Genomic DNA, 21,016 nt, shown 5'->3' with positions numbered 1-21,016 from the left:
ACTCCTCAATTCTTGGGGTTCGGGCTGTGTGCAGTCCGAATCAGACCGGCCACTGGGACCAGATCGGCATGTTCAGCCACCAGCTCCACCACTCGGGCCAGCCACGGCTCCAGAAGGGGCCGCTGAGCACAATGCACAGGGCACTGAACAGCACTGCGGCGAGCGCCAGGAACAGACCCAGGCGGTGGATGCCCAAGGTGCCAATCGAGTAGCCGATGATGTCGCGAAAGAAGGTGTCTTCGTGCTCGGGTGTCTTGACCACGGTGCCCGGTGTGGGGTTGGTGGACGACAAAATCAAACCACCGTGCAGCGACAAGGCAAACACGCTGGCGAAGAAGAAACTCACGGCGATCATGTGCGCCGGGTTGTAGTGAAAGTGCAGGTACTGGTAGCCCACGTTGGACACCCAGTCCAGGTGGCTGTAGATGCCATACGGAAAGCCGTGGCCCCAAGCCCCCATGAGCACAGGACGCACCACCACCAAAGTGACATAGGCCGAGATGGCCACACCAAAGGCCACAGGCACATGAAAGCCCATGCCCAGCTTGCGGCAGATTTCGACCTCACGCATCATCCATGAGCCGAAGGCGCCGATGGCACACACCGTGATGAGCTGCCACAGGCCGCCTTCCATCAGGGGCGCAAAGCGCAGGCCATACGACAGATCAGGCGGTGCGATGCTGATCTGCCAGAGGTTCCAGGTAGGCCCTTGTGAGGCGCCCCACAAGATGAGGGCTGTACCCAGGAACGAAAAGAACAAGGTTGTCACGCCGAAGAAGCCGACGTAAAACGGCCCGACCCAAAAGTCGAACAAGTCACCACCCAGCAGGGTACCACCGCGAACACGGTACTTTTTCTCAAAACTCAGCATGGCCATGGTAGGGTCCTCCTGCTTCAGTGGATCAACAGATGCCGCATTGACACGAAGTCAATGGCGGCAACTGAACGACAAGTCCTGGATCAGGACTTGGGCGCGGGGAGCGATGCCACCGCAGTCGGCAGCGGCGAGTTTTGCGCCGATGCTGCTACGGGTTTTTTCGCGCCGTCGAGCCAGTTGAATTTGTTGGTGCTGAGCAAGATGAGGTGAATCATCGCGGCCAGGCCAAACAAGAAAATGCCCTGCAGTACCATGGCACGCAAAGGGTCGTAAAGTCGCCAAATTCTCCACATGGTGAATCTCCTAAATGATGTGGGACATGAAGGTGTACACAGCAGCTTTCACACCCTGACTCATGCTCTTGGCATCTTCTGCACCAGGCAGCAGATCCCGCCAGTGAACGCCGACCAGTTTGGCCAGTACGACGACCACAAACAGACATCCGAATCCGATGAGGAAAATGGACCAGTAAGCGGGAGACTCATCCGCACGCGAATGGGCCTCATTGAGGTGGGTTGTGTTTTGCATGACAGTGACTCCGTCAATCTATGGTTGAAAAATCAGGCTCTGAATCAGAACCAGGGACGCCACGCCCAGACCAGGATGTGTGCCAGCACAGCAACTGCTGTGAAGCCCACGGTGCCCTGCATCCAGTAGTGGTGGAACTCCTGGGCTTCCTCATCGGTGAGTCCGGAAATTGATGTCTTGGTGGACATGTTTTGCTCCTGTTAACGAGGCCTTGCGACCCGGGTTGCGCACAGCCCGCGCAGATGGGCATCCGCAGCCAAAGGCCACGACATCGGATAAGCCGTGCCGCACGCGGCGGCACCGGCTGGTGTGTTGTTGGGGGTGTGGCTCATGCCGCGATCCCCAGACCCAGTTCGCGGCTGGCCGCGTTCACATGGGCTTCGGTCACCTCGCTGTGGCCTTGGGCCTGCGAGAGTTGTTCGGCCTGATCGCGCAAGCGCTTGGCCGCTGAAATCTGCACCAGCACCGGCTGGCTTTGCACCACATCGCGCAGGCGCTGCTGAGCCTGGTCTTGCCAGCTGGCATTGGGGGCGACCACGCCACGCGCTTGCGTGGCTTCGACTTTGTCCATCTCGGTGCCCAGCGGCAGGATGTGGAACAGCGCATCAAACAGCGCGTTGCAAACCTCCTGGATCACATAGCTCGCACCGCTGTAGCCCATGAAGGGGGTGCCCGTGTGGCGGCGGATGATGGCGCCGGGAAAGGACGCGGGAATGAAGGCCGCACGCATGGGGCTCCCGCCCGAGATCTCGCTCAGGTACATGCGCTCGTTGTAGCTGCCGAACATGATGAGTGGCGTTTGCGTTTTGACCAGCTCGCGCACAGCGGCGTTGTCGGTCTTGTTGCCTGCGGTGCGTGAGACGCTGAAGCGGCAGGGCAAGCCCATTTCGTTTTCGAGGAAGTTTTTCAGGCCCCGCGAATAGGTCTCGCCCGCCACCACCGCAAAACTGGCGGTGGCAAAAAAGTCTTGCGTGACCGAGCGCCACAGGTCCCACATGGGCTTGAGCGTCGTGTGCTTTTCGCGCTCAATGAAGGGCTCGGGGTCCAGGTGCAGCAACTCACCCAATTTACGCAAGAAGTTGGTGGTGCTGTGCAGGCCAATCGGCGCTTGCAAATAAGGGCGCTCCAGCGCCTCGCACAGCATGCGGCCAAACTCTCGGTACATGCAGATGTTGACGTCGGCTTCGACCAGGCGCGACACATCGGCCAAGTGGCTGGTCAACGGGAAGACCATGTTGACGTCAGCACCAATGCCTTGCACCAGTCGGCGAATTTCGGCCAGGTCGCTCGGACTGTTGAAGGTGCCGTAGCAGGGACCAATGATGTTGACGCGGGGCTTTTCGCCCACAGGACGGTCTTCAAAAGGCTTGCGTGCAGGCACTTTGCGCAGACCGTACTCGCTCCAGAGCCAATACATGGCGCGGTTGGCGCATTGCCACTGGTCTTCGTCGATGGTGCGCGGCAAAAAGCGCGCGATGTTGGTGCCTTCGGGCGTGACACCGCCGCCGATCATCTCAGCGATCGAGCCCGTCACCACCACAGCGGGCAATTCGGGATCGAGTGTGGCGTGGGCGCGTTTCATCGCGCCTTCCGTGCCTTCGCGGCCCAATTGCTCTTCGGCCAGGCCCGTCACCACAATCGGTAACTCGTGCGGGGGCAGTGCATCGGTGTAATGCAGCACCGAGGTCACGGGCAGGTTTTCACAGCCCACCGGACCGTCGATCACCACCTGCAAACCCTTGATGGCGGTGAACACATACACCGCGCCCCAGTAACCGCCTGCGCGATCGTGGTCGAGGATGAGCGGCGACTTGGGCTTGGCCACGGTGCTGGGGGGTGGAGACACTTGGTTCATGAACCCATCTCCTCAGCTTTGCGCTTTTTCAACAACTTTTCGATCTGGCGGCGGGTTTCGGCCTTGAACTCGGGCCGGTCTTTGGGTACCGACTCCCACACGCCTGCGGCGTGGCCTGCACCCACATCGCCAAAGAAATCCTTCATGGCGTCAAAGCGGGCCTGGTTGCCCATGGCCGCCTGGACCACCTGCACCAGCGATCCGGCACCTGCCACCCCCATCAGGGGACGGGCCGAAATCAGATTGGTGAAATACAGTGCAGGCACGCTGTTTTGCTTGGCGATCTGCACCACAGGCGTGGTGCCGATGGCCAGCTGCGGCCGGTACTCGTACATGGCATTCAGGTCTTGCTCGAGCGAGGCTCGCATTTGCACCTGCACGCCTTTGGCTTGCAACCAAGCGATGTCTTGCGCATTCCATTCGGTGGCCGGGCAGGCTGAGCCCACATAACGCAAATCGGCACCACACTCGACCAGCAAACGGCCCACCAACAACTCGGAGCCCTCGTAACCACTCAGGGTGATGCGGCCAGAGATGGGCTTTTGCATCAAGAGCCCGCGCATTTGCGCCAGCGACTGGTTGCGCGCCACATCGATTTGCGCCTGCGCAATGCCGGCCGCTTGGCCGATGTTTTGCAACCAGTCTTGAGTTCCCTCCAAGCCCACCGGGGCCGAGCCCACGATGGGGCGACCGGCGGCTTTGAATTCGCGCACGCTCGCGGTGTAGAACGGGTGGATGGCGGCGGCCACCGAGCAGTCGAGCGCGGCGTACAACTCGCGCCACTCGCGGGTGGGCACCACCGGGCCAGCGGCCAGGCCCATGGGGGCGAGCATCTGACCGATGATGACCGGATCGGCTGGGAACATTTCACCCAGCAGGGCCACCGTGGGCAAATCGCCACGACCGGCGCGGGGCGCGGCCACCGGGCCGCTCATGATTTCTTCGCGGGCGTATTTCAGCATCGCCCCGGCCAGCACGTCTTTGGCTTCGGCATGCGTGGGCACCCCAAAACCGGGCACGTCGATGCCGATGATGCGCACGCCGTTGATCTCTTTGGGCAGCAGCTGCAGCGGCACACCGCTGGCGGTGGGCACACACAGGTTGATGATGATGACGGTGTCGACCTGGTTCGGGTCGGCCTCGGCGTGCACCGCTTCGCGGATGTCTTCAAAAAGCTTGCCGGTGACCAGCGACTCGGAGTTGAAGGGCACGTAGCCCACGCTGCGGCGTGCGCCGTAGAAGTGCGATGTGAACGTCAGGCCATACACGCAGCAGGCCGAACCCGACAAAATGGTCGCGGTGCGCTTCATGCGCAAGCCCACACGCAGCGAGCCAAAGGCCGGGCACATGCTTTGCGGCTGGTCATGCGGGCCGGCATCGGGTTGGCGCGGGTAGTCGCGAGCGTATTGGTCCAGCACCTCGGACTTGCCCGCCTCTTTGGCGGCGGCCACCATGGCTTCGGTGCCGGCGTGGCAGCCCATGCCGTCGCCTTGCAGCCCTGCGGGGTTGGGGGCGTCGGTGCTGGGGTGAATCGGGATGGTGCGCGACATGGTGGTGTCCTGCTCAGGCGGCGTCGTACACGACTTCGAGCGAAGGCTTGATGTCTTCGTGCTTGCCGACCATGTCGAACACGGTGGCGGGCTCGAGCACCACGTTGCGACCGACCACGTCGGCGCTGAACAGGCCCAGCAACTGGTCCTGGGTCTGGGGTTTCGGACGCATGGGCGGGGCTTCTGCGACGTTCTTGGCCAGCTCGGCAAACAGCGGGCCCCACTCGCCGTCGGGGCGGCCGATGATTTCGTAGCTGGCGCTCTTGCGGCGGATGTCTTCGTTAGCGGGGATCGCAGCCAACACAGGAATACCGGCATTGGTGGCAAAAGCCTGCGCTTCGCCTGTGCCATCGTCCTTGTTGATGACCATGCCGGCCACGCCGACGTTGCCGCCGAGTTTGCGGAAATACTCCACCGCACTGCACACGTTGTTGGCGACGTACAGTGACTGCAAGTCGTTGCTGGCCACCACGATGACTTTTTGGCACATGTCGCGGGCAATGGGCAGACCAAAGCCGCCGCAGACCACATCGCCCAAAAAGTCGAGCAGCACGTAGTCAAAACCCCAGTCGTGGAAACCGAGTTTTTCGAGGGTTTCAAAACCGTGGATGATGCCGCGCCCGCCGCAACCGCGACCGACTTCGGGGCCACCCAACTCCATGGCGAACACGCCATCGCGCTTGAAACACACGTCGCCAATGCTCACGGCCTGGCCGGAGAGTTTGAGGCGCGATGAGGTCTCGATGATGGTGGGGCAAGCCTTGCCGCCAAACAGCAAACTGGTGGTGTCACTCTTGGGGTCGCAACCGATCAGCAGCACTTTTTTGCCCTGCTGCGCCATCATGTAAGACAGGTTGGCCAGCGTGAAGCTTTTGCCAATGCCGCCTTTGCCATAGATGGCAATGATTTGTGTCTCTTTGGTCACCTCGGAGGTGCTCACGGCGTCGGGTTCAACGTCGGCCTCGCGTCGCAGCACTTCAACAAATTTGATGGGCTGGGTGGTGGTATCTGTGTTCATGCGGTGGCACTCCAATCAAGGATCATCTTGAGACAGCTCGCATCTCCGAAGGCGGTCTCGTAGGCAGAACCAGCTTGCGTCGATGGCTGGGTGTGGGTGATCAATCCGTCGAGCGACAAACGGCCGGTGTTCACCAGCTCGTTGACGGCCAACAGGTCCGGGCGCTTCCACTCGGCGGCGATGCGCATGCGCGCTTCGCGCATGAAGGCCGGGGCGTAAGCAAAGGACAGGTCGTGTTTGTAAAAACCGGCCAACACCAATTCGCCACCGGGGCGCAGGCGCTGGATCAGGCTGTTGAGCAGGCTGCCGTCGCCGCTCACGTCGTAAATGGTGCGGTAGTCGCGGCGCGGGTCGTCTTGCGGCTGCACCACCGTGTAACCCTCGGCCCCAGCTGAGCGTTGGGCCTGGGTTTCCCACACGGTGGGTGCTGGCAGGCCAGCTGCGACGGTCAAACGGGCCAGCAGGCGGCCCATGACGCCGTGACCCACGATGAGTTCGGGGGCTTCAAAAGGGTCTTGCTGCCCACCGCCCGACACCGCGTGGTAAGCCGTGGCGGCCAAGGCCAGCAGCACCGATTGGGCGCCGAGGTGTTCGGCCACTGGCACGACTTTTTGCTCGGTCACCACCAGGCGCGAAGCCGCACCACCAAACAGGCTTTTGACGCCGGTGAAGCAATTGGCCCCCGGCACAAACACGCGCTGACCGGCTTGCATGCCGGTGTCCGAGGCGACACGGACCACACGGCCCACCGTCTCGTAACCGGGCACCAGCGGGTAGCCCATACCCGGGAAGGGTGGCATGCTGCCGTCCCAGAGCATGCGCTCGGTGCCGGTGCTGATGCCGCTGAACTCCACGGCCACATCCAGCTGACCGGCTTGCAGCTCGGGCAAGTCCAGGGCCTGCAAGCTCAGTTGCTTGGGGCTGTTGAAGACGACGGCTTGGGATTTCATGGTTGTATTCTTTGCTTTACATCAAAACATGTCAAAGCTAATTGACACTTTTTCCCGAAACCAAGGGTAAACACTGAGATTTGCGCCCCACAAGGATGCGCGCATGGATGGGCATGGCGTTGGGCACCAGCTCCACATGGGTGAAACCGGCCTCTTCCATCATGGTTTGCAGCTCTTGGGGGGTGCGCAGCCGCCCTGCCCCCATGGCCAAGAGGTAAAAGTGGAAATAGGCGTCGACCGAGGCCTCGGGCTGCCCGGCTTCTTCGTCGGGTTGGGCCATGGGTTCGGCCAGCAACATGACGCCGCCTACGGGCAAAGCGGCATGGGCTTTTTGCAAAATCTGCCGCACCACCGCATCGGGGTGGTCGTGCGCCACGCGCACCAAGGTGATCAGGTCCGCGCCTTCGGGCAAGGGGTCATCCAGAAAGCTGCCGGGGTGAAGGCTCACACGCTGCGTCAAACCCTTGGCCTGCAGGCCTTCACGGGCCAGCGCCAGCACAGGGGGCAGATCGAACATCTTGAACTGCAGGTGCGGCGCATGCGCCGCCAACTCGCTCACAAAGCGGCCCTTGCCCGCCCCGACATCGAGCACGCAGCGGTGCTCGTCAAAAAAGTAGGACGACAAGATCTCCTGCACCACAAAGCCTTGCGAAGCGGCCATGAGCTGCGAGTAGCGGGTGAACTTGTCCACCTGCTCTGCCGGCATGTGGACAGCGGGTTTTTCGTGGGCATAGGGCCAGTACTCGGCCATGCCGCCGCTCCAGGCGTTGTTCAGGAACTGCACCGGGTCCTGCATGTCTTGGTAGAGCAGGTGGTTGTGCTCGATCATCTGCGCAATGCCCTCGTGCTGCGCCAGCGGCACACCCAGCGGACCCAGACCAAAACGGCCTTGGCTGCGGTGCTCCAAGAGGCCCAGCGCCACGGCCGAGAGCAGCAAACGCTGCAAAACCGCCGGAGCTAGACCCGTGCGACGGGCCAGATCGGTCAAGCTGGCAGGGGCTTGGTGCAAGGCGCGAAACAGGTCCAGGCGAACGCAGCCCAGCAGCACCTGGCTGTGCACGAAACCGGCCATCAAATCAAACAGCTGGCGGGTGCGACGGCGCGTGAGCCAGCGTGTGAGGGGGTTGCCCAATGACCAGCGGTACAGGCCAGGGTGCGCATACCAGCGCTCGAGACGGGCCTGCCAGGCGTCCTTGAAAGTGGGGGCTGCGGGGGCCTGCAAGGCGGCCAGATCCAGGGGTTGTGACATGCGGCTTCCTTCGCGTCTGGCAGCTGGTGCGCTCAATGCGCGGCACCGATGCGGGCCGGGGCGACGGCCGGGTGGGTCTTGAAATAGCCTTCACACAAGGCCTTGGGCACGAGGCGTTCGGCTTCGAGTTGCACCAACTGACGCAACATGTCGCGGCACGAGCAGGCTGGAATCGACGAGGCGGCCTGCTCGATCAGGTGGTCAAAGTGGGCAATGGCCCCATCAAGGCCCAGCGCCTGGGCCGAGCTGGGGCGGGCGTGCAACGCGTCTTGCCCTGCAGGCTTGCCCAAGGTAGCGGCATCGGCGATCACATCGCGGATGTCGTCGGCCACTTGGTAGGCCTCGCCCAAATAGGCTCCCAATGGCGCCCATGGCTCGGGCTCGTAACCGCAGCTGAGCGCACCCGCGCAAGTGGCCGAGACGAACAAAGCCCCTGTTTTGGCGCGTTGGTACTGGCCCAGGTCCGCGCTGGTCTCGCACTCCCAGGCTTGCCCGGCCACGATGCCATTGGGCAGGCCCACGCCGGTGGTCATGTTGTCCATCAGGGCAATCAGGCGATCAGGCCGCTGCGCGCCGGCTTGCAGCAAGACACGGTAGGCCATGACGATCAGGCCATCACCGGCCAACAGCGCCAGCGGCTCACTGAAGGCCTTGTGCACTGTGGGGCGGCCGCGCCGGGTGTCGGCGTTGTCAAAGGCGGGCATGTCGTCGTGCACCAAAGAGGCGCAATGCATCAACTCCAGGGCCACAGCGGCGGCGTTGGTCAACTGGGGCGCGTCGTCGCCACAGGCAGTGGCCACCGCCATGCACAGCTGCGGGCGGATGCGTGCGCCGCCCGAAAACACCGCATGCCGCATGGCCGCCACCAGCCGGGAAGGCGAGCCCACACCGGCGGCTTGCTCAAAATGGGAGCTCAAAGCTTGTTCGGCGCGTGTCAACAGACTCATGGGACCTCCGAATGGGAAGACCTGTCAACATGAACTGACAGGCATGAGTGTCAATATAACCTGATAATTCATACTGTCAACCTTTATTGACACACCCACACACGGAAGGTCAAGCCATGGGAATTTGGTTGGAACTGGGCATTTTTGGCCTGGTGTTCGTGTTTGCCTTTTGGCAAATGCACGACGTGCGCAAGGCGCAGGAGCAAACGCGCCAGCAGCGGGCGCGGGAAAAGGCGGCGCAAGAGGCGCAGGATGCGCAGGATCAGGAAGCGGCTGCCCAGCAAGCAACAGACGCTACAGACAAGAAGTCGTGAGTCACGCGCCTGTGCCAGAGGGTTTTGGGGCAGTTTTGGGGCTTGCGCCACGCCGACCGCCCACGGGGTAGGTGCCTACAAGGACGACTTCAGTGGCCTGAGGGGATGTTGAACTGAAGCGCCGCCAGGCTGGCGTAGAGCCCGCCTTTGGCTTGCAGCTCGGCGTGGGTGCCCTGCTCCATCAGGCGGCCGCGCTCGAGTACCCAGATCACATCGGCGCGTTGCACCGTGGCCAGACGGTGGGCAATCACCAGCGTGGTGCGGCCGACCATGGCTTTGTCGAGGGCGGCTTGCACCATTTTTTCGCTTTGCGCATCGAGCGCGCTGGTGGCTTCGTCCAGCAGCAAAAGCGGCGGGTTTTTCAAAATGGCCCGTGCTATGGCGATGCGCTGGCGTTGACCGCCCGACAAACGCACGCCCCGGTCGCCCAAATAGGTATCAAAACCCTCGGGCAGTTCGCGGATGAACTCTTGCGCATAAGCGGCCTCGGCTGCGGCGTGCACGTCTTCCAGGCTGGCGTCGGGGCGGCCGTAGCGGATGTTCTCGATCACGGTGCCCGAAAAAATCACGGGTTCCTGCGGCACGATGGCCATGCGCTCGCGCAGGGCGTGCAGGTCCATTTGGTCGATCGGCACACCGTCGAGCACAATGCGGCCCGACTGCGGGTCGTGAAAGCGCATCAACAAATCGAACAAGGTGGTTTTGCCCGCGCCGCTCGGGCCCACCACGGCCACGGTCTGTCCGGGGTGGATTTGGCCCGTGAGCTGGTCCAGCGCCCAGGTGTCAGGGCGCGATGGGTAATGAAAGCGCACCGACTCGAGCTGCAAAGACGAGCCGCCTTGCGGCCAAGGCGCTTGTTGCGGCTGGGCTGCGATCTTCAGATTCGACTCGGTGTGCAGCAACTCCATCAGGCGCTCGGTCGCACCCGCTGCGCGCAGCAAGTCGCCGTACACCTCGCCCAGCACCGCAAAGGCGCTGGCCAGCAAGATGACATAAAACACCGTCTCGCCCAGCTGGCCTGCGGTGCTGGTGCCCGCGCGCACGGCCAGCGTGCCCATGTACAAGCCCCAGAGCAAGACGGCGCTTGAAGCCATGATGATGAAGCCCACCAGCACCGCACGGGCGCGGATGCGGCCCAAGGCGGAGCTCAGGGCGCGCAGAGTGGAGTCGATGAAGCGGCGCGTTTCGCGGCCTTCGGCGGTGTAGCTTTGCACAACGCTGATGGCGTTGAGCACTTCGGAGGCGATGGCGCTTGAATCGGCCACGCGGTCCTGGTTGGTGCGCGAGAGGCGGCGCACGCGGCGACCCAAATAAACACTCGGAAAAATCACCGCCACCAGCACCGCCACCACCTGCAGCATCAGCACCGGGTTGGTCCACACCAGCATGATCAGTGCCCCGGTGCCCATGACCAGGTTGCGCAAGCCCATCGAAAACGATGAGCCCACGACGGTTTGCACCAAGGTGGTGTCGTTGGTGAGGCGCGAGAGCACTTCACCCGACTGCGTGGTCTCAAAAAAAGCCGGGCTTTGCTTGAGCACATGGCCGTACACAGCGTTGCGCAGGTCGGCGGTGATGCGCTCGCCCAGCCAACTCACGGTGTAATAACGCCCTGCCGAAAACACCGCCAAAGCGGCTGCCACACCAAACAGCTGCAAGAAATTGCCCGACAACTGATCGGCCGGTGCGCCACTGGCCAGGCCTTGGTCAATCAGCTGGCGCAAAACCCAGGGAAAGGCCAGCGTGGTGCCTGCGGCCAGCAAGAGGAACAGGGCCGCCACACCCAAGGCCACGCGGTAGGGCTTGAAAAAAGGGGCCAGGCCCGAGAGCGATTTGGGAGTTGCAGCCATGAACGATCAGAAAAACCAAGACAAAAACGGGAAAGCTTGTGAGCCCATCAAGCATAACGGCAAACCAGCGGCTGTCCGTGCGCTGAGCGCAGGCATGGACTCAGGGCCTGCCCGGTCCAGTTGCCACCGCGCCCGCTTCACAAATCGATCACCACATTGCCCACCGTCTGCCCTGCTTCCACCGTGCGGTGCGCCTGCGCCACCTGGTCCAGCGCATAACGCGCCCCGATGCTGTGCTGCAACTGCCCGGCAGCCAGCATGCCCGACAAACGCGCTACGGCCGTTTGGCGGTCAGAGGGCGTCAGGTCGTAGACCAAAAAGAACTTCACGCCCATGGACTGGTACAGCCAGGGCCGAAACGGCAGGGGAACTTCCAGCGCATTCGAGCCGTAGCACACCACTTGGCCGTGCGGGGCCAAAGCGCCTTCCGAGGCCCAGGCGGCGGTGGTCGAGAAATCCATGTCGATGATCACATCGGCCCCACGCCCTTGCGTGAGCGCCTTGACGCACTCGGGCACCGACTCGGTTTTGTAAAAAACAGCCTCCTGCATGCCTGCAGCACGGGCGTGCGCGGCCTTGGCCTCCGAGCCCACCGTGCCGATCACCCGGCCGCCAGCCTGCGTCACCATTTGGGTGATGTAGTGACCCACCGCCGACGAGGCCCCGGTGACCAAGACCGTCTGCCCGCGCAAGTCACCCGAAAGGCGCTCGGCCAGGATGACGGCCTGCACCGCCGTCAGGCCCGGAATGCCCATGCAGGCCCCGGCGGCAAAGTCTGTGCCCTCGGGCAAGGCCACGGCCTGCGCAGCGGGCAAAGCGATGTACTGGGCGCAGGTGCCCATGGGGCGCTGCCACTGCCCGTTCCAGACCCACACCCGCTCGCCCACGCGCGAGGCGGGCACGCCATCGCCCACGGCGTCGATCACGCCTGCCCCGTCGCTGTGCGGCACGACCAGCGGATCGTTCACCGGACGGGCTCGGCGCGACTTGACGTCTGAGGGGTTCACGCCCGAGGTGGACAAGCGCACCAGCACCTCACCGGCCTGGGGGCTGGGTGTAGGCAACTCGCCCACCTGCATCACGTCTTGGGCTTCGCCGTTGCGGCTGTACCAGGCTGCTTTCATGAAAGGTCTCCTTGAGAATTAAAAAACGACTCAACGCCAGCCATCCCACAAGAGCTTGCAGCCCGTGAGGAACATGCCCAGGCGGATCAGGCGGTAAAACAAATCGGGCTGGATGCGCCGCGCCAGGCGCACGCCCATCCACACGCCGATGGGGGCCAGCGGCAAGAGCACCAACGACGTTGCAAAGTTGCGCCAATCCAGCAAACCCAACCAGGCGTAAGGCACCCACTTGGCCATGTTGATGAAGAAAAACAGGTACGCGAGCGTCCCGGTGAAGAGGATGGGCTTGAGCTTCAGGCGCATCACGTAAGCGTTGACCGGCGGCCCACCCGCGTGCGCAATGAAGCTGGTGAAGCCCGAGGTGATGAGCAGCAAACCGCCCAGCCAGCGCGGCGGCGGCGGCCCGTTGGGGGCAGGCTTGAACAGCATTTGCTGCGCCAAAAACAGCAAGGTGAAAGCGCCCACAATGGCCGCCACTTTTTGGGCATCCAGCAGTTTGAACAACAAAGCCCCCAGCACAATGCCCAGCATGGCAAAGGGCACCATGAAGCGCAGCAAGGCCTTGTCCACGTCCTTGCGAAAAGCGGCCATGCCCAGCAGGTCCATCACCAGCAAAACGGGCATCAAAATCGCAGCGGCCTGCGGCACCGTGACGGCCAGAGCCATCATGGGCACGGCCAAAGAGCCAAAGCCGGCACCAAAACCGCTTTTGCTCAAACCCAACAGCAACACGGCGGGCACGGCGATCGTGTAAAAAAACGGGTCGGTGATGAGCGGGAAGTTCATGGGCTGGCAGTTTGTGGGGCCATCTTAACGGCCCAAGGTCTCAGCCCCTGTCCCGCACTTTGACAGCCACTTTACGGGCCATCCGGGCACACATGCCAACGCAAGCACCACGCAATTGGCTGGCTACAAGCCTCAATCCAGGCCGCTTTCAGAGCCTCGCAAGGCTTCGCTCAAGGCATCTACCTGATGGGCCCATCCGTTGTCCTGTAGCAAGCTCTCACGCAAAAAATCAGCCTGCGCGGGGCTCCAGAAATCGGCATCGGGCAAGGCGACACGCCCTGGCAAAGGGCTGTGCGTTTGCACAAACAGCGCAATGCTGAGCGCGTCGCTGGGCAGGCCCAGTTGTGCAAACAGTTCGTGAAATGCGTGCTGATTTTTTTCCATGCCGCTCTTTTATTTTTGCAAAACGTAGGTCCCCGGTGCCGGGCACAGCGGTGGCGCGCTTGGCGCACCCATGGTGGGTGGCCGCTCGGGCGGTCCCGAATGGTCTTGCAGCCAGCCGAACCAGTGCGGCCACCACGAGCCCTCATGCGAAGGCGCTGCCTGCAACCAGGCTTCTGGGTCCAAGTAAGGGCCATCGTGGAGACGGGTCAGCGCCTGGAAGTTGCGCCCCGCCAACCCGGGCGGATTGACAATGCCCACGTTGTGCCCACCCGAAGTCAGTACAAAGGTGGTGTCCACGTTGGTGAGCAAATGCAGTTTGTGCACCGATCGCCAAGGGGCCACATGGTCACGGACTGTGCCGATGGCGTAAATCGGGCACTGGATGGCCGTCAGCGCCACAGGCTTGCCATCCACTGGATAGCGCCCACTGGCCAGGTCGTTGTTCAGAAATAGGCGACGCAAGTATTCGGTATGCATGCGGTAGGGCAAACGCGTGCCATCCGCATTCCAGGCCATCAGGTCGCTCAGCGGGCTGCGCTCGCCCAACAAATAGTCGCGCAGCATTCGCGACCAGATCAGGTCATTGGAGTTGAGCCACTGGAAAGCCCCGGCCATTTGCGAGCTGTCCAGATAGCCCCGGTCCCACATGATGTCCTCGAGGTGCGCCACCTGGCTGTCGTCGATGAACAGCGCCAGCTCGCCCGGTTCGCTGAAGTCGGTTTGGGCCGCGATCAGCGTCACGCTGGCCAGGCGTTGGTCGCCATCGCGGGCCATGGCCGCCGCCGCAATGGCCAGCAGCGTGCCGCCCAGGCAATACCCCACGGCGCGCACCGGGCGATCCGGCAGCACCTCGCCCAGCACATGGAGCGCATCCATCACGCCCATGTGCAGGTAGTCGTCCATCGACAAGTCACGGTCCTGTGCGCCCGGGTTGGTCCAGGACATGGCGAACACCGTGTGGCCCTGACCCACCAGGTGTTGGACCAAAGAATTGTGCGGCGACAAGTCCAGGATGTAGTACTTCATGATCCACGAGGGCACGATCAACACCGGCTCGGGCCGCACCTGCGCGGTGCTGGGGCTGTACTGGATCAACTCAATGAGGTGGTTGCGGTAGATGACCTGACCGGGGGTGATGGCCACCTCATGCCCCACGCGGTAAGCCTCGCTCCCGGGGGGCGGTGCACCCGCTTGCCAGCGCTGCACATCTTCAAGCCAGTTCTGCAGACCCTGACGCAAATTGGCACCGCTGGTTTTTTGGGTCCGCTCCAGCACCTCGGGGTTGCTCAACCAGAAGTTGGCGGGCGAGACCATGTCCAGCATTTGGCGCACCGTGAAATGGACCACTGCCTCGTGGTGTGGCGAGACACCGCGCACGCCCAAGCAGGCGTCTTGCCACCATTGTTGGGTCAGTAAAAAGCCTTGGCTGAGCGCGTTGAAGGGCCAGTTTTGCCAGCTCGAGTGGGCGAAACGGGTGTCATGGACCGGGGGCTCAATGCAGGGTTTGCAATGGGGCTGCTGCGCTTGTGTCACAAAGCCCCACCACTGCTGGCTACTTTGCATGGCCCTTTGCAAGAGCTTGAGCTGCTCGGCCGGGTTGTGTGACAAGTGGGTCAACCAGTCGTCAAACGCCATGCGCAGCGAAGCGGTGGAGACCCCCCGCGTGAAGGGCGAGAGCTGGGCGTGCGCCCACCGGTCGAGCATGGGCCCGGGGTGGTCACTGGGCCAGTGGGTGTGTTTGTGGGCGGGTGAGCGGGCAGGTGATGTGTTCACCCGCCCATGCTAGGACGCTGGTCCTGCTTTCGACATCTGCCTTTAGGTCTGTTTTGGATCTATTTTTGGCATCTGTTTCACGATTCGCTTGGGGGCTTGCCCCGAAAAACCCTGCAGACCGCACACCCTTTGACCAAGGCGACAGACTCGGTACGACAGGACACACACAATACGACTCCCTTCATCACTTGCTCTTGGACACCCATGACTCGCTCCGGTTTGAACGTTCTCGGTGGCGAATTGATCCCCTGCTCCTATGACCCGCTGACGGGTTTCTTCAGGGACGGCTGCTGCAACACCAGCGATGAGGACGCAGGCACCCATGTGATCTGCGCCAAAGTCACGCAGGCTTTTCTGGATTTTTCACTCTCGCGTGGCAACGACCTGATCACGCCTCGCCCCGAACACCGCTTTGCAGGCTTGAAAGCGGGTGACCGTTGGTGCCTGTGTGCGCTGCGCTGGCTCGAAGCCTTTCAGGCCGGGGTGGCCCCGCATGTGGTGCTCGAGTGCACGCACCAAAAAGCCCTGCAGTACGTGACCCTGGAGCAACTGCGCGAGTTCGCCTGGACCACCCACTGAAAAACCCACGGGGGGTGGGTTGTTCACATCATCATGCTGAGCTGGAACACCGAGTTAGGCGCGCGCGGCATGACCGGTGCGGGCAGAGGCTTCAAGCGGAACTGACCCAACATGGACGTGACGCGAGCATCACGAGGCATGAAGGGCACAGCCACATCGGACAGGGTTTGCGCCTGCAGCAGGGCTTGCATGTTGCTCTGGATGTCGCTTTCCAGGGCCTTCATGGGGTGGTCGCCTTCGGGGTAGAGGGCGTCGAAGCTGTGGACTTCTTCGAAGTGCTGCACCACATCCCACAGGCTGATGTCTTCGGGGTTGCCCCGGATCTGGTAGCCGCCGCCCGGGCCGCGGTGCGCACGGATCAGGCCTGCCTCGCGCAGCTCCTTCAGAATCGATTCGGTGTACGAAGACGACAAGCTCAGGCCATGGGCGATCTCTTCGGTGGTCACAGGCTTGACCACCGCACGCGAGGTGATGAACACAGCGATGTCAAGGGCTTTGACGGTTTTCTTCTGGATCATGACGTTCTCCGTTAACGATGAGATATTCTATGACCAAGCAGTCACAAAACAACCCATAATTTTCAAAATAGCCGTAAATTCATTGAACATGCCTGAAATAGCACTACAAACGGACCCGGGTGGTGGCGCATGAAACGCCATGTGGCCGCCGTGATGGTGGCACTGACCACCTGGCTGGTCATCGACAGCCATGTGGACTGGGTGCGCCAGGACGGCATGCGTCTGCTGGAGGTCAATGGCCAGCGATTGGACGTCCACGGCTGGGCCGCCGAGCAGTGGCTTGCGCTGCGCCGAGATTGCACGCCTGTGAGCAGCTGGCCCACCGACAGCCCGACGGAAAGCACCCCGGACAGCCCCACCACACGCGCCATACTGCCTGTGATCCAGCAGCACAGCCTGCCCGACTCGCAAAGTGCGCGTTGGCTGCAGCTGCAGCAGCTGGGCGACTGGAGCGTGGCTGAGGTGGCATTTGACGTCCTCAAGCCCACGCTGGTGGTTTTGCGCCTGCAATCTGGGCAGTGGCGCGTGCAAGACCAGGCGGTGTGGAGCGGCTCCACCGCGCCCTGGCACAGCGGCGACTTTGTGCGCCGCTACCTGCGCCAGCAAGCGCCCGATCTGCCTCAGGCCTTGCTCGCTTGCGTGTCGGTCGACCCGGCGCGTTATGGCGCGGGGCCCGGCGGATTGGGTCCCGTTTCAGCCCTCGGGGCGCAGCCATGACGTACCGCGTTGTCTGGTTCAAACGCGACCTGCGTCTGCACGACCATGCGGCACTGGCACACGCTGCCGAGCAGGGGCCGGTGCTGTGCCTGTACATCGTGGAGCCGGGTCTGTGGGCGCAGCCCGATGCGGCCTTGCAGCACTTTGAATTTGTGCGCGAATCTTTGTGTGAACTGCACGAAGAACTGCAAGCGCTGGGCGGCAGCTTGCAGGTGCGCGTGGGGCCTGCGGTGCAGGTGCTGGCGGCCCTGCATGCGCAAGCCCCGTTTGCCGAACTGGTGGCGCACGAAGAAACCGGCAATGCCTTCACCTACGAACGTGACCTGCAAGTGGGCGCGTGGTGCCGCAGTGCGGGTGTGGGCCGGACCGAGTTGCCTCAGTTTGGCGTGGTGCGGCGTCTGAAAAGCCGCAACACCTGGCAAGCCCGCTGGGAAGCGCACATGGCCGCGCCGCAAGCGGTTTTGCCCCCGTTGCACTTTTTTCATGCGCCCAACCATTCAGGCCCCGAGGTGATGACCCCGCCTCCCGGTCTGCAGCACAACCCCACCCAGCGCCAGCGCGGCGGCCGTCGACTGGGTTTGGAGACCTTGCACAGCTTTCTGGATGCCCGGGCGCTGGGTTACCGAGGTGGCATTTCATCGCCCTTGTCATCGCCCACCGCCTGTTCGCGCATTTCGGCCTACTTGGCCTGGGGCTGCATCAGCATGCGCGAGGTGGTGCAAAGCACCCGCACTGCTTTAGACGCCCTGCCGCCGCAAGCGGGCAGGCACCGGGCGGGCCTGATCGGTTTCATCAGCCGCTTGTATTGGCATTGCCACTTCATCCAAAAACTCGAAAGCGAGCCCGAAATCGAGTGGCGAAACATGCACCGGGGTTACGATGGCCTGCGTGAAGACGGCTGGAACGACGCCCACTTTTCGGCCCTGACCTCAGCCCGCACAGGCTGGCCCATGGTGGACGCTTGTGTGGTCATGCTGCACGAAACAGGTTGGCTCAACTTCCGCATGCGGGCCATGCTGGTGTCGGTGGCGGCTTATCCGCTGTGGCTGGACTGGCGGCCCGTGGGCCATTGGCTGGCCACGCAGTTTCTGGATTACGAACCCGGTATCCACTGGAGCCAGTTGCAAATGCAGTCGGGTACCACCGGCATCAACACCACACGGGTGTACAACCCCATCAAACAAGCGCAAGACCACGACCCCAAAGGCATCTTTGTGCGCCGCTGGCTGCCCCACATGCGCCGCGTGCCTGACACCTGGCTGTTCGAGCCTTGGCTCATGCCTCCTGAAGTGCAGCGCCACTTCGGCCTAACGGTGGGCAGCGGGCCAGACGCCGACATTCCCCTGCCCGTGGTGGACCTGGCCGAAGCAACACGCAACTCCAAAGCCGCGCTGCACGCCCGGCGGGCCGAACCCGATGTCAAGGCGGGCAAAAAAGCCATCGTCGAAAAACACGCTTCGCGCAAATATGGCAACGGCGCACAACGTGACGTGTTCACCCGCGACACGGACACCCCCAAGGCCGGCCGCCGAAAGTCGGCCAAGTCCTCTTCAGACATCACCCCACCCAGCGCTCAGCTGGGCTTTGACTTTTAAAACATGCGCACCACCATCTACTGGTTTCGAAACGACTTGCGCTTGCACGACCAACGCGCACTGCAGCAAGCCGTTGAGCACGCGCAGGCGGAGCAACAAGCCCTGCTGCTGGTTTATGTGCACGAACCCGTGCAAGACGAGTCCACCGCCTGGGGCTTTCGCCGCATGGGTGCGCACCGCAGGCGCTTTGTGGTCGACACACTGCTCAACCTGCACAGTTCATTGCAGGCCCTAGGTCAGAAACTGGTCTTGCTGCACGGCCCCGTGGCCGAGGTGCTGCCTGCCTGTGCACGCTTGATGCAAGCCGACACCGTGTTTTGCGAAGACATCGCCGCGCCCGAAGAAGAGGCCCAAGTGCAAGCCCTGATCAACGCGGGCCTCACGGTCAAAACCCTGTGGCAGTCCAGCCTGCTCGAACCCGACGCCCTGCCTTTTGCAGCCGAAGACATGCCGCAGGTCTTCACCGAGTTTCGCCAGCGCATCGAATCGGCACGGCTCCAGCCCTTGGCACCGCTGCCAGCGCCCACCCTGCTGCCAGCGCCTCCGAATGAGCCCTCAAGCGCATGGGCCAGCTTGTCCGGCTGGACTGAAGACCCCTTCACACTGCTGCAAGCCCACACCGAGGGCAATGAGCAAGAGGACGCGCACCCACGCTCGAACTTTCCCTACACCCAAGCGGCCAGCCGAGGCGGCGAAGTCAGCGCCTTGGCCCACCTGAGAAGCTACCTCACACCCCCTTGGCCCGACCGCTACAAACAAACCCGCAACGCCCTGCAAGGCCAGCACACCAGCAGCCACTGGTCGCCTTGGTTGGCCACGGGCGCGTTGTCGGCCCGCCGCATTTGGGCAGAACTCCACGCCTACGAACAAATACACGGCAGCAACGACGGCACTTATTGGCTCTGGTTTGAGCTGCTGTGGCGCGACAACTTCCGCATGCTGCATTTGCAGCACGGCTCCCAACTCTATGCGGCACGGGGCTTGTCGAACCTGCCCCAACCCTCACACTTCCCCAAAGACTTTCAGCGCTGGTGCAACGGCCAAACCGGCGAGCCCATCGTGGACGCGGGCATGCGCGAGTTGGCCGCCACGGGTTTTACCTCCAACCGCATGCGCCAGATCGTGGCGAGCTTCTTGGTTCATGACCTGTCTTGCGACTGGCGCGCAGGCGCGGCCTGGTTCGAGTCGCAGCTGGTGGACTACGATGTGCAGAGCAACCAAGGCAACTGGCTGTACGTGAGCGGCCGCGGCACCGACCCGCGTGTGGGCCGACGCTTCAACCCCACCAAACAAACCCAGGACCACGACGCGCAAGGGCGCTATCGGCAAGTCTGGCTGGCCTGATAATTGCGGGCATGTATGCCATTCAAACTTGGGGAGACACTCTGCGCCTGCTGGTCGAGCTGTCGGCCACTGCCGCCTTTGCGCTGTCGGGCCTGATGGAAGCGGCGCGCAAGCGGCTCGACGCGGTGGGCGTGTGTGTGGTGGCTTTTCTGGCCGCGTTTGGCGGCGGCACATTGCGCGACCTGCTCCTCGACCAGCGCCCTTTCTTTTGGGTGCAGCACACCGAAATGCTTTGGGGCGTTTTGGCCCTTTGTGTGATGGCCATGGTCTTCATGCGCCAGCGCCATTTTGAAGTCACCGAAAAAGCCATCCTCTGGCCCGACGCCTTGGGGCTGGGCCTCTTCACCGCAACCGGCGTGCACCACGCACTGCAGGCCCTCATGCCGCCTGTGGTGGCCGTGCTCATGGGCCTGATCACAGGCGTGTTTGGCGGCGTGCTGCGCGACATGGTGTGCAACGAAATCCCCACCGCCTTCAAAGACCACCGTCCTTATGCCGTCTGCGCCTTTGCGGGTGGCTGGGTCTATGTGGGCCTGTGGTCCGTTGAAGCACCCGGCTGGCTGGCCCTGCTGAGCTGCGTGCTGGTCACGGTGGGGCTGCGAGCCCTGGCCTTGTGGCGCAACTGGCAACTGCCCGCCTGGCGAACCTGAACATTTTTCCATCATCTTCATGTCCAAGCATCCAGCCGCCCTGACAGGCGGCATCTTCTTTTCCTTGGCGGCTGGCATGCTGTGGGGCCTCGTGTTTGTAGGCCCGCTGCTGCTGCCCGACTACCCGGCTGCCTTGCAAACCTTTGGACGTTATCTGGCCTTTGGCCTGATCGCCTTGCCACTGGCCTACATCGACCGCGCCGACATCCGGCGTCTGACCCCCAGCGACTGGCTGGCCGCTTTGAAACTGGCGGCGATTGGCAACGTGCTGTATTACCTGTTCCTGTCCAGCGCCATCTTGCGTGCAGGTGGGGCGCTGCCCACCATGATCATTGGCACGCTGCCCGTGGTCATTGCCATCGCCGCCAACTTGCTCAACCACCAGCGCGACGGGCGTTTTCCGTGGCT

General features: G+C 62.7%; 23 protein-coding genes. 7 read left to right on the top strand and 16 right to left on the bottom strand.

The window, feature by feature from the left end; translation table 11 throughout:
• Window positions 1–40 precede the first annotated feature (40 nt).
• The 10 genes from pufL to QZ190_RS01760 all read right to left on the bottom strand — a co-directional run bounded on the left by pufL (window position 41) and on the right by QZ190_RS01760 (window position 8,974).
• The gene (gene pufL / locus QZ190_RS01805; protein WP_291912855.1) at window positions 41–877 is read right to left on the bottom strand and encodes a photosynthetic reaction center subunit L; all 837 of its coding nucleotides are present in this window, start codon (window positions 875–877) and stop codon (window positions 41–43) included.
• A gap of 83 nt (window positions 878–960) precedes the next feature.
• Window positions 961–1,170 carry a light-harvesting antenna LH1, alpha subunit gene (gene pufA, locus QZ190_RS01800; RefSeq protein ID WP_090045568.1) on the bottom strand — a complete coding sequence of 70 codons (210 nt, stop codon included), beginning with the start codon at window positions 1,168–1,170 and terminating at the stop codon, window positions 961–963.
• 10 nt (window positions 1,171–1,180) lie between these two features.
• The gene (locus QZ190_RS01795) at window positions 1,181–1,405 is read right to left on the bottom strand and encodes a hypothetical protein (RefSeq protein WP_062403216.1); all 225 of its coding nucleotides are present in this window, start codon (window positions 1,403–1,405) and stop codon (window positions 1,181–1,183) included.
• A 44-nt stretch (window positions 1,406–1,449) separates the two neighbouring features.
• A complete protein-coding gene (gene pufB, locus QZ190_RS01790; RefSeq protein ID WP_019425952.1) occupies window positions 1,450–1,593 on the bottom strand; it encodes a light-harvesting antenna LH1, beta subunit in 144 nt (47 codons plus the stop codon).
• Between the two features lie 140 nt (window positions 1,594–1,733).
• A complete protein-coding gene (bchZ, locus tag QZ190_RS01785; RefSeq protein WP_090140173.1) occupies window positions 1,734–3,260 on the bottom strand; it encodes a chlorophyllide a reductase subunit Z in 1,527 nt (508 codons plus the stop codon).
• Window positions 3,257–4,810 (bottom strand): chlorophyllide a reductase subunit Y, encoded by a 1,554-nt coding sequence (bchY, locus tag QZ190_RS01780; RefSeq protein WP_291912853.1) that lies wholly within the window; start codon window positions 4,808–4,810, stop codon window positions 3,257–3,259. The genes bchZ and bchY overlap by 4 nt, the downstream gene beginning before the upstream one ends.
• 13 nt (window positions 4,811–4,823) lie before the next feature.
• Window positions 4,824–5,828 (bottom strand): chlorophyllide a reductase iron protein subunit X, encoded by a 1,005-nt coding sequence (locus QZ190_RS01775; RefSeq protein ID WP_291912852.1) that lies wholly within the window; start codon window positions 5,826–5,828, stop codon window positions 4,824–4,826.
• A complete protein-coding gene (bchC, locus tag QZ190_RS01770; protein WP_291912851.1) occupies window positions 5,825–6,778 on the bottom strand; it encodes a chlorophyll synthesis pathway protein BchC in 954 nt (317 codons plus the stop codon). The genes QZ190_RS01775 and bchC overlap by 4 nt, the downstream gene beginning before the upstream one ends.
• 37 nt (window positions 6,779–6,815) lie before the next feature.
• Window positions 6,816–8,027: a methyltransferase gene (locus tag QZ190_RS01765; protein ID WP_291912850.1), complete on the bottom strand. Its 1,212-nt coding sequence runs from the start codon at window positions 8,025–8,027 to the stop codon at window positions 6,816–6,818.
• A gap of 32 nt (window positions 8,028–8,059) precedes the next feature.
• A complete protein-coding gene (locus QZ190_RS01760) occupies window positions 8,060–8,974 on the bottom strand; it encodes a polyprenyl synthetase family protein (protein WP_291912849.1) in 915 nt (304 codons plus the stop codon).
• A 116-nt stretch (window positions 8,975–9,090) separates the two neighbouring features.
• On the opposite strand from QZ190_RS01760, the gene QZ190_RS01755 reads away from it, so the two are divergent.
• On the top strand, window positions 9,091–9,288 hold the full coding sequence (locus tag QZ190_RS01755) for a hypothetical protein (protein ID WP_291912848.1): 198 nt from the start codon (window positions 9,091–9,093) through the stop codon (window positions 9,286–9,288).
• 89 nt (window positions 9,289–9,377) lie between these two features.
• Here the strand turns inward: QZ190_RS01755 and QZ190_RS01750 are convergent, their stop codons facing one another.
• From QZ190_RS01750 to QZ190_RS01730, 5 genes are all read right to left on the bottom strand, one after another.
• Window positions 9,378–11,138 carry an ABC transporter transmembrane domain-containing protein gene (locus tag QZ190_RS01750; RefSeq protein WP_291912847.1) on the bottom strand — a complete coding sequence of 587 codons (1,761 nt, stop codon included), beginning with the start codon at window positions 11,136–11,138 and terminating at the stop codon, window positions 9,378–9,380.
• A 137-nt stretch (window positions 11,139–11,275) separates the two neighbouring features.
• A complete protein-coding gene (locus QZ190_RS01745; RefSeq protein ID WP_291912846.1) occupies window positions 11,276–12,262 on the bottom strand; it encodes an NADPH:quinone reductase in 987 nt (328 codons plus the stop codon).
• Between the two features lie 30 nt (window positions 12,263–12,292).
• Window positions 12,293–13,048, bottom strand: a complete 756-nt coding sequence (locus QZ190_RS01740) for a sulfite exporter TauE/SafE family protein (RefSeq protein WP_291912843.1) — start codon at window positions 13,046–13,048, stop codon at window positions 12,293–12,295.
• Between the two features lie 132 nt (window positions 13,049–13,180).
• The gene (locus tag QZ190_RS01735; RefSeq protein WP_291912841.1) at window positions 13,181–13,432 is read right to left on the bottom strand and encodes a DUF2789 family protein; all 252 of its coding nucleotides are present in this window, start codon (window positions 13,430–13,432) and stop codon (window positions 13,181–13,183) included.
• 9 nt (window positions 13,433–13,441) lie between these two features.
• Entirely contained in the window at window positions 13,442–15,205 is a 1,764-nt protein-coding gene (locus tag QZ190_RS01730; protein WP_291912840.1) for an alpha/beta fold hydrolase, read from the bottom strand.
• 204 nt (window positions 15,206–15,409) lie between these two features.
• Here QZ190_RS01730 and QZ190_RS01725 point away from each other — a divergent pair, with 204 nt between their 5' ends.
• Window positions 15,410–15,784 carry a DUF2237 domain-containing protein gene (locus tag QZ190_RS01725; protein ID WP_291912838.1) on the top strand — a complete coding sequence of 125 codons (375 nt, stop codon included), beginning with the start codon at window positions 15,410–15,412 and terminating at the stop codon, window positions 15,782–15,784.
• Between the two features lie 23 nt (window positions 15,785–15,807).
• On the opposite strand, the gene QZ190_RS01720 is transcribed toward QZ190_RS01725, so the two are convergent.
• Window positions 15,808–16,302 (bottom strand): Rrf2 family transcriptional regulator, encoded by a 495-nt coding sequence (locus QZ190_RS01720; RefSeq protein ID WP_291912836.1) that lies wholly within the window; start codon window positions 16,300–16,302, stop codon window positions 15,808–15,810.
• A gap of 129 nt (window positions 16,303–16,431) precedes the next feature.
• Here QZ190_RS01720 and QZ190_RS01715 point away from each other — a divergent pair, with 129 nt between their 5' ends.
• From QZ190_RS01715 to QZ190_RS01695, 5 genes are all read left to right on the top strand, one after another.
• On the top strand, window positions 16,432–17,019 hold the full coding sequence (locus QZ190_RS01715; RefSeq protein WP_291912834.1) for a hypothetical protein: 588 nt from the start codon (window positions 16,432–16,434) through the stop codon (window positions 17,017–17,019).
• On the top strand, window positions 17,016–18,614 hold the full coding sequence (locus QZ190_RS01710; RefSeq protein ID WP_291912832.1) for a cryptochrome/deoxyribodipyrimidine photo-lyase family protein: 1,599 nt from the start codon (window positions 17,016–17,018) through the stop codon (window positions 18,612–18,614). The genes QZ190_RS01715 and QZ190_RS01710 overlap by 4 nt, the downstream gene beginning before the upstream one ends.
• 3 nt (window positions 18,615–18,617) lie before the next feature.
• Entirely contained in the window at window positions 18,618–19,958 is a 1,341-nt protein-coding gene (locus QZ190_RS01705) for a DASH family cryptochrome (protein ID WP_291912830.1), read from the top strand.
• Between the two features lie 11 nt (window positions 19,959–19,969).
• The gene (locus QZ190_RS01700) at window positions 19,970–20,608 is read left to right on the top strand and encodes a trimeric intracellular cation channel family protein (RefSeq protein ID WP_291912827.1); all 639 of its coding nucleotides are present in this window, start codon (window positions 19,970–19,972) and stop codon (window positions 20,606–20,608) included.
• A 19-nt stretch (window positions 20,609–20,627) separates the two neighbouring features.
• Window positions 20,628–21,016, top strand: a 389-nt coding sequence (locus QZ190_RS01695) for a DMT family transporter (protein WP_291912825.1), incomplete at its 3' end; no start/stop codon positions are given.

The sequence above is a fragment of the Limnohabitans sp. genome, from assembly GCF_017848645.1.
Taxonomy (GTDB): domain Bacteria; phylum Pseudomonadota; class Gammaproteobacteria; order Burkholderiales; family Burkholderiaceae_C; genus Limnohabitans_A.
The sequence above is the reverse complement of the archived record's forward strand: the minus strand, read 5'-3'. Positions and strand labels throughout refer to the sequence as shown.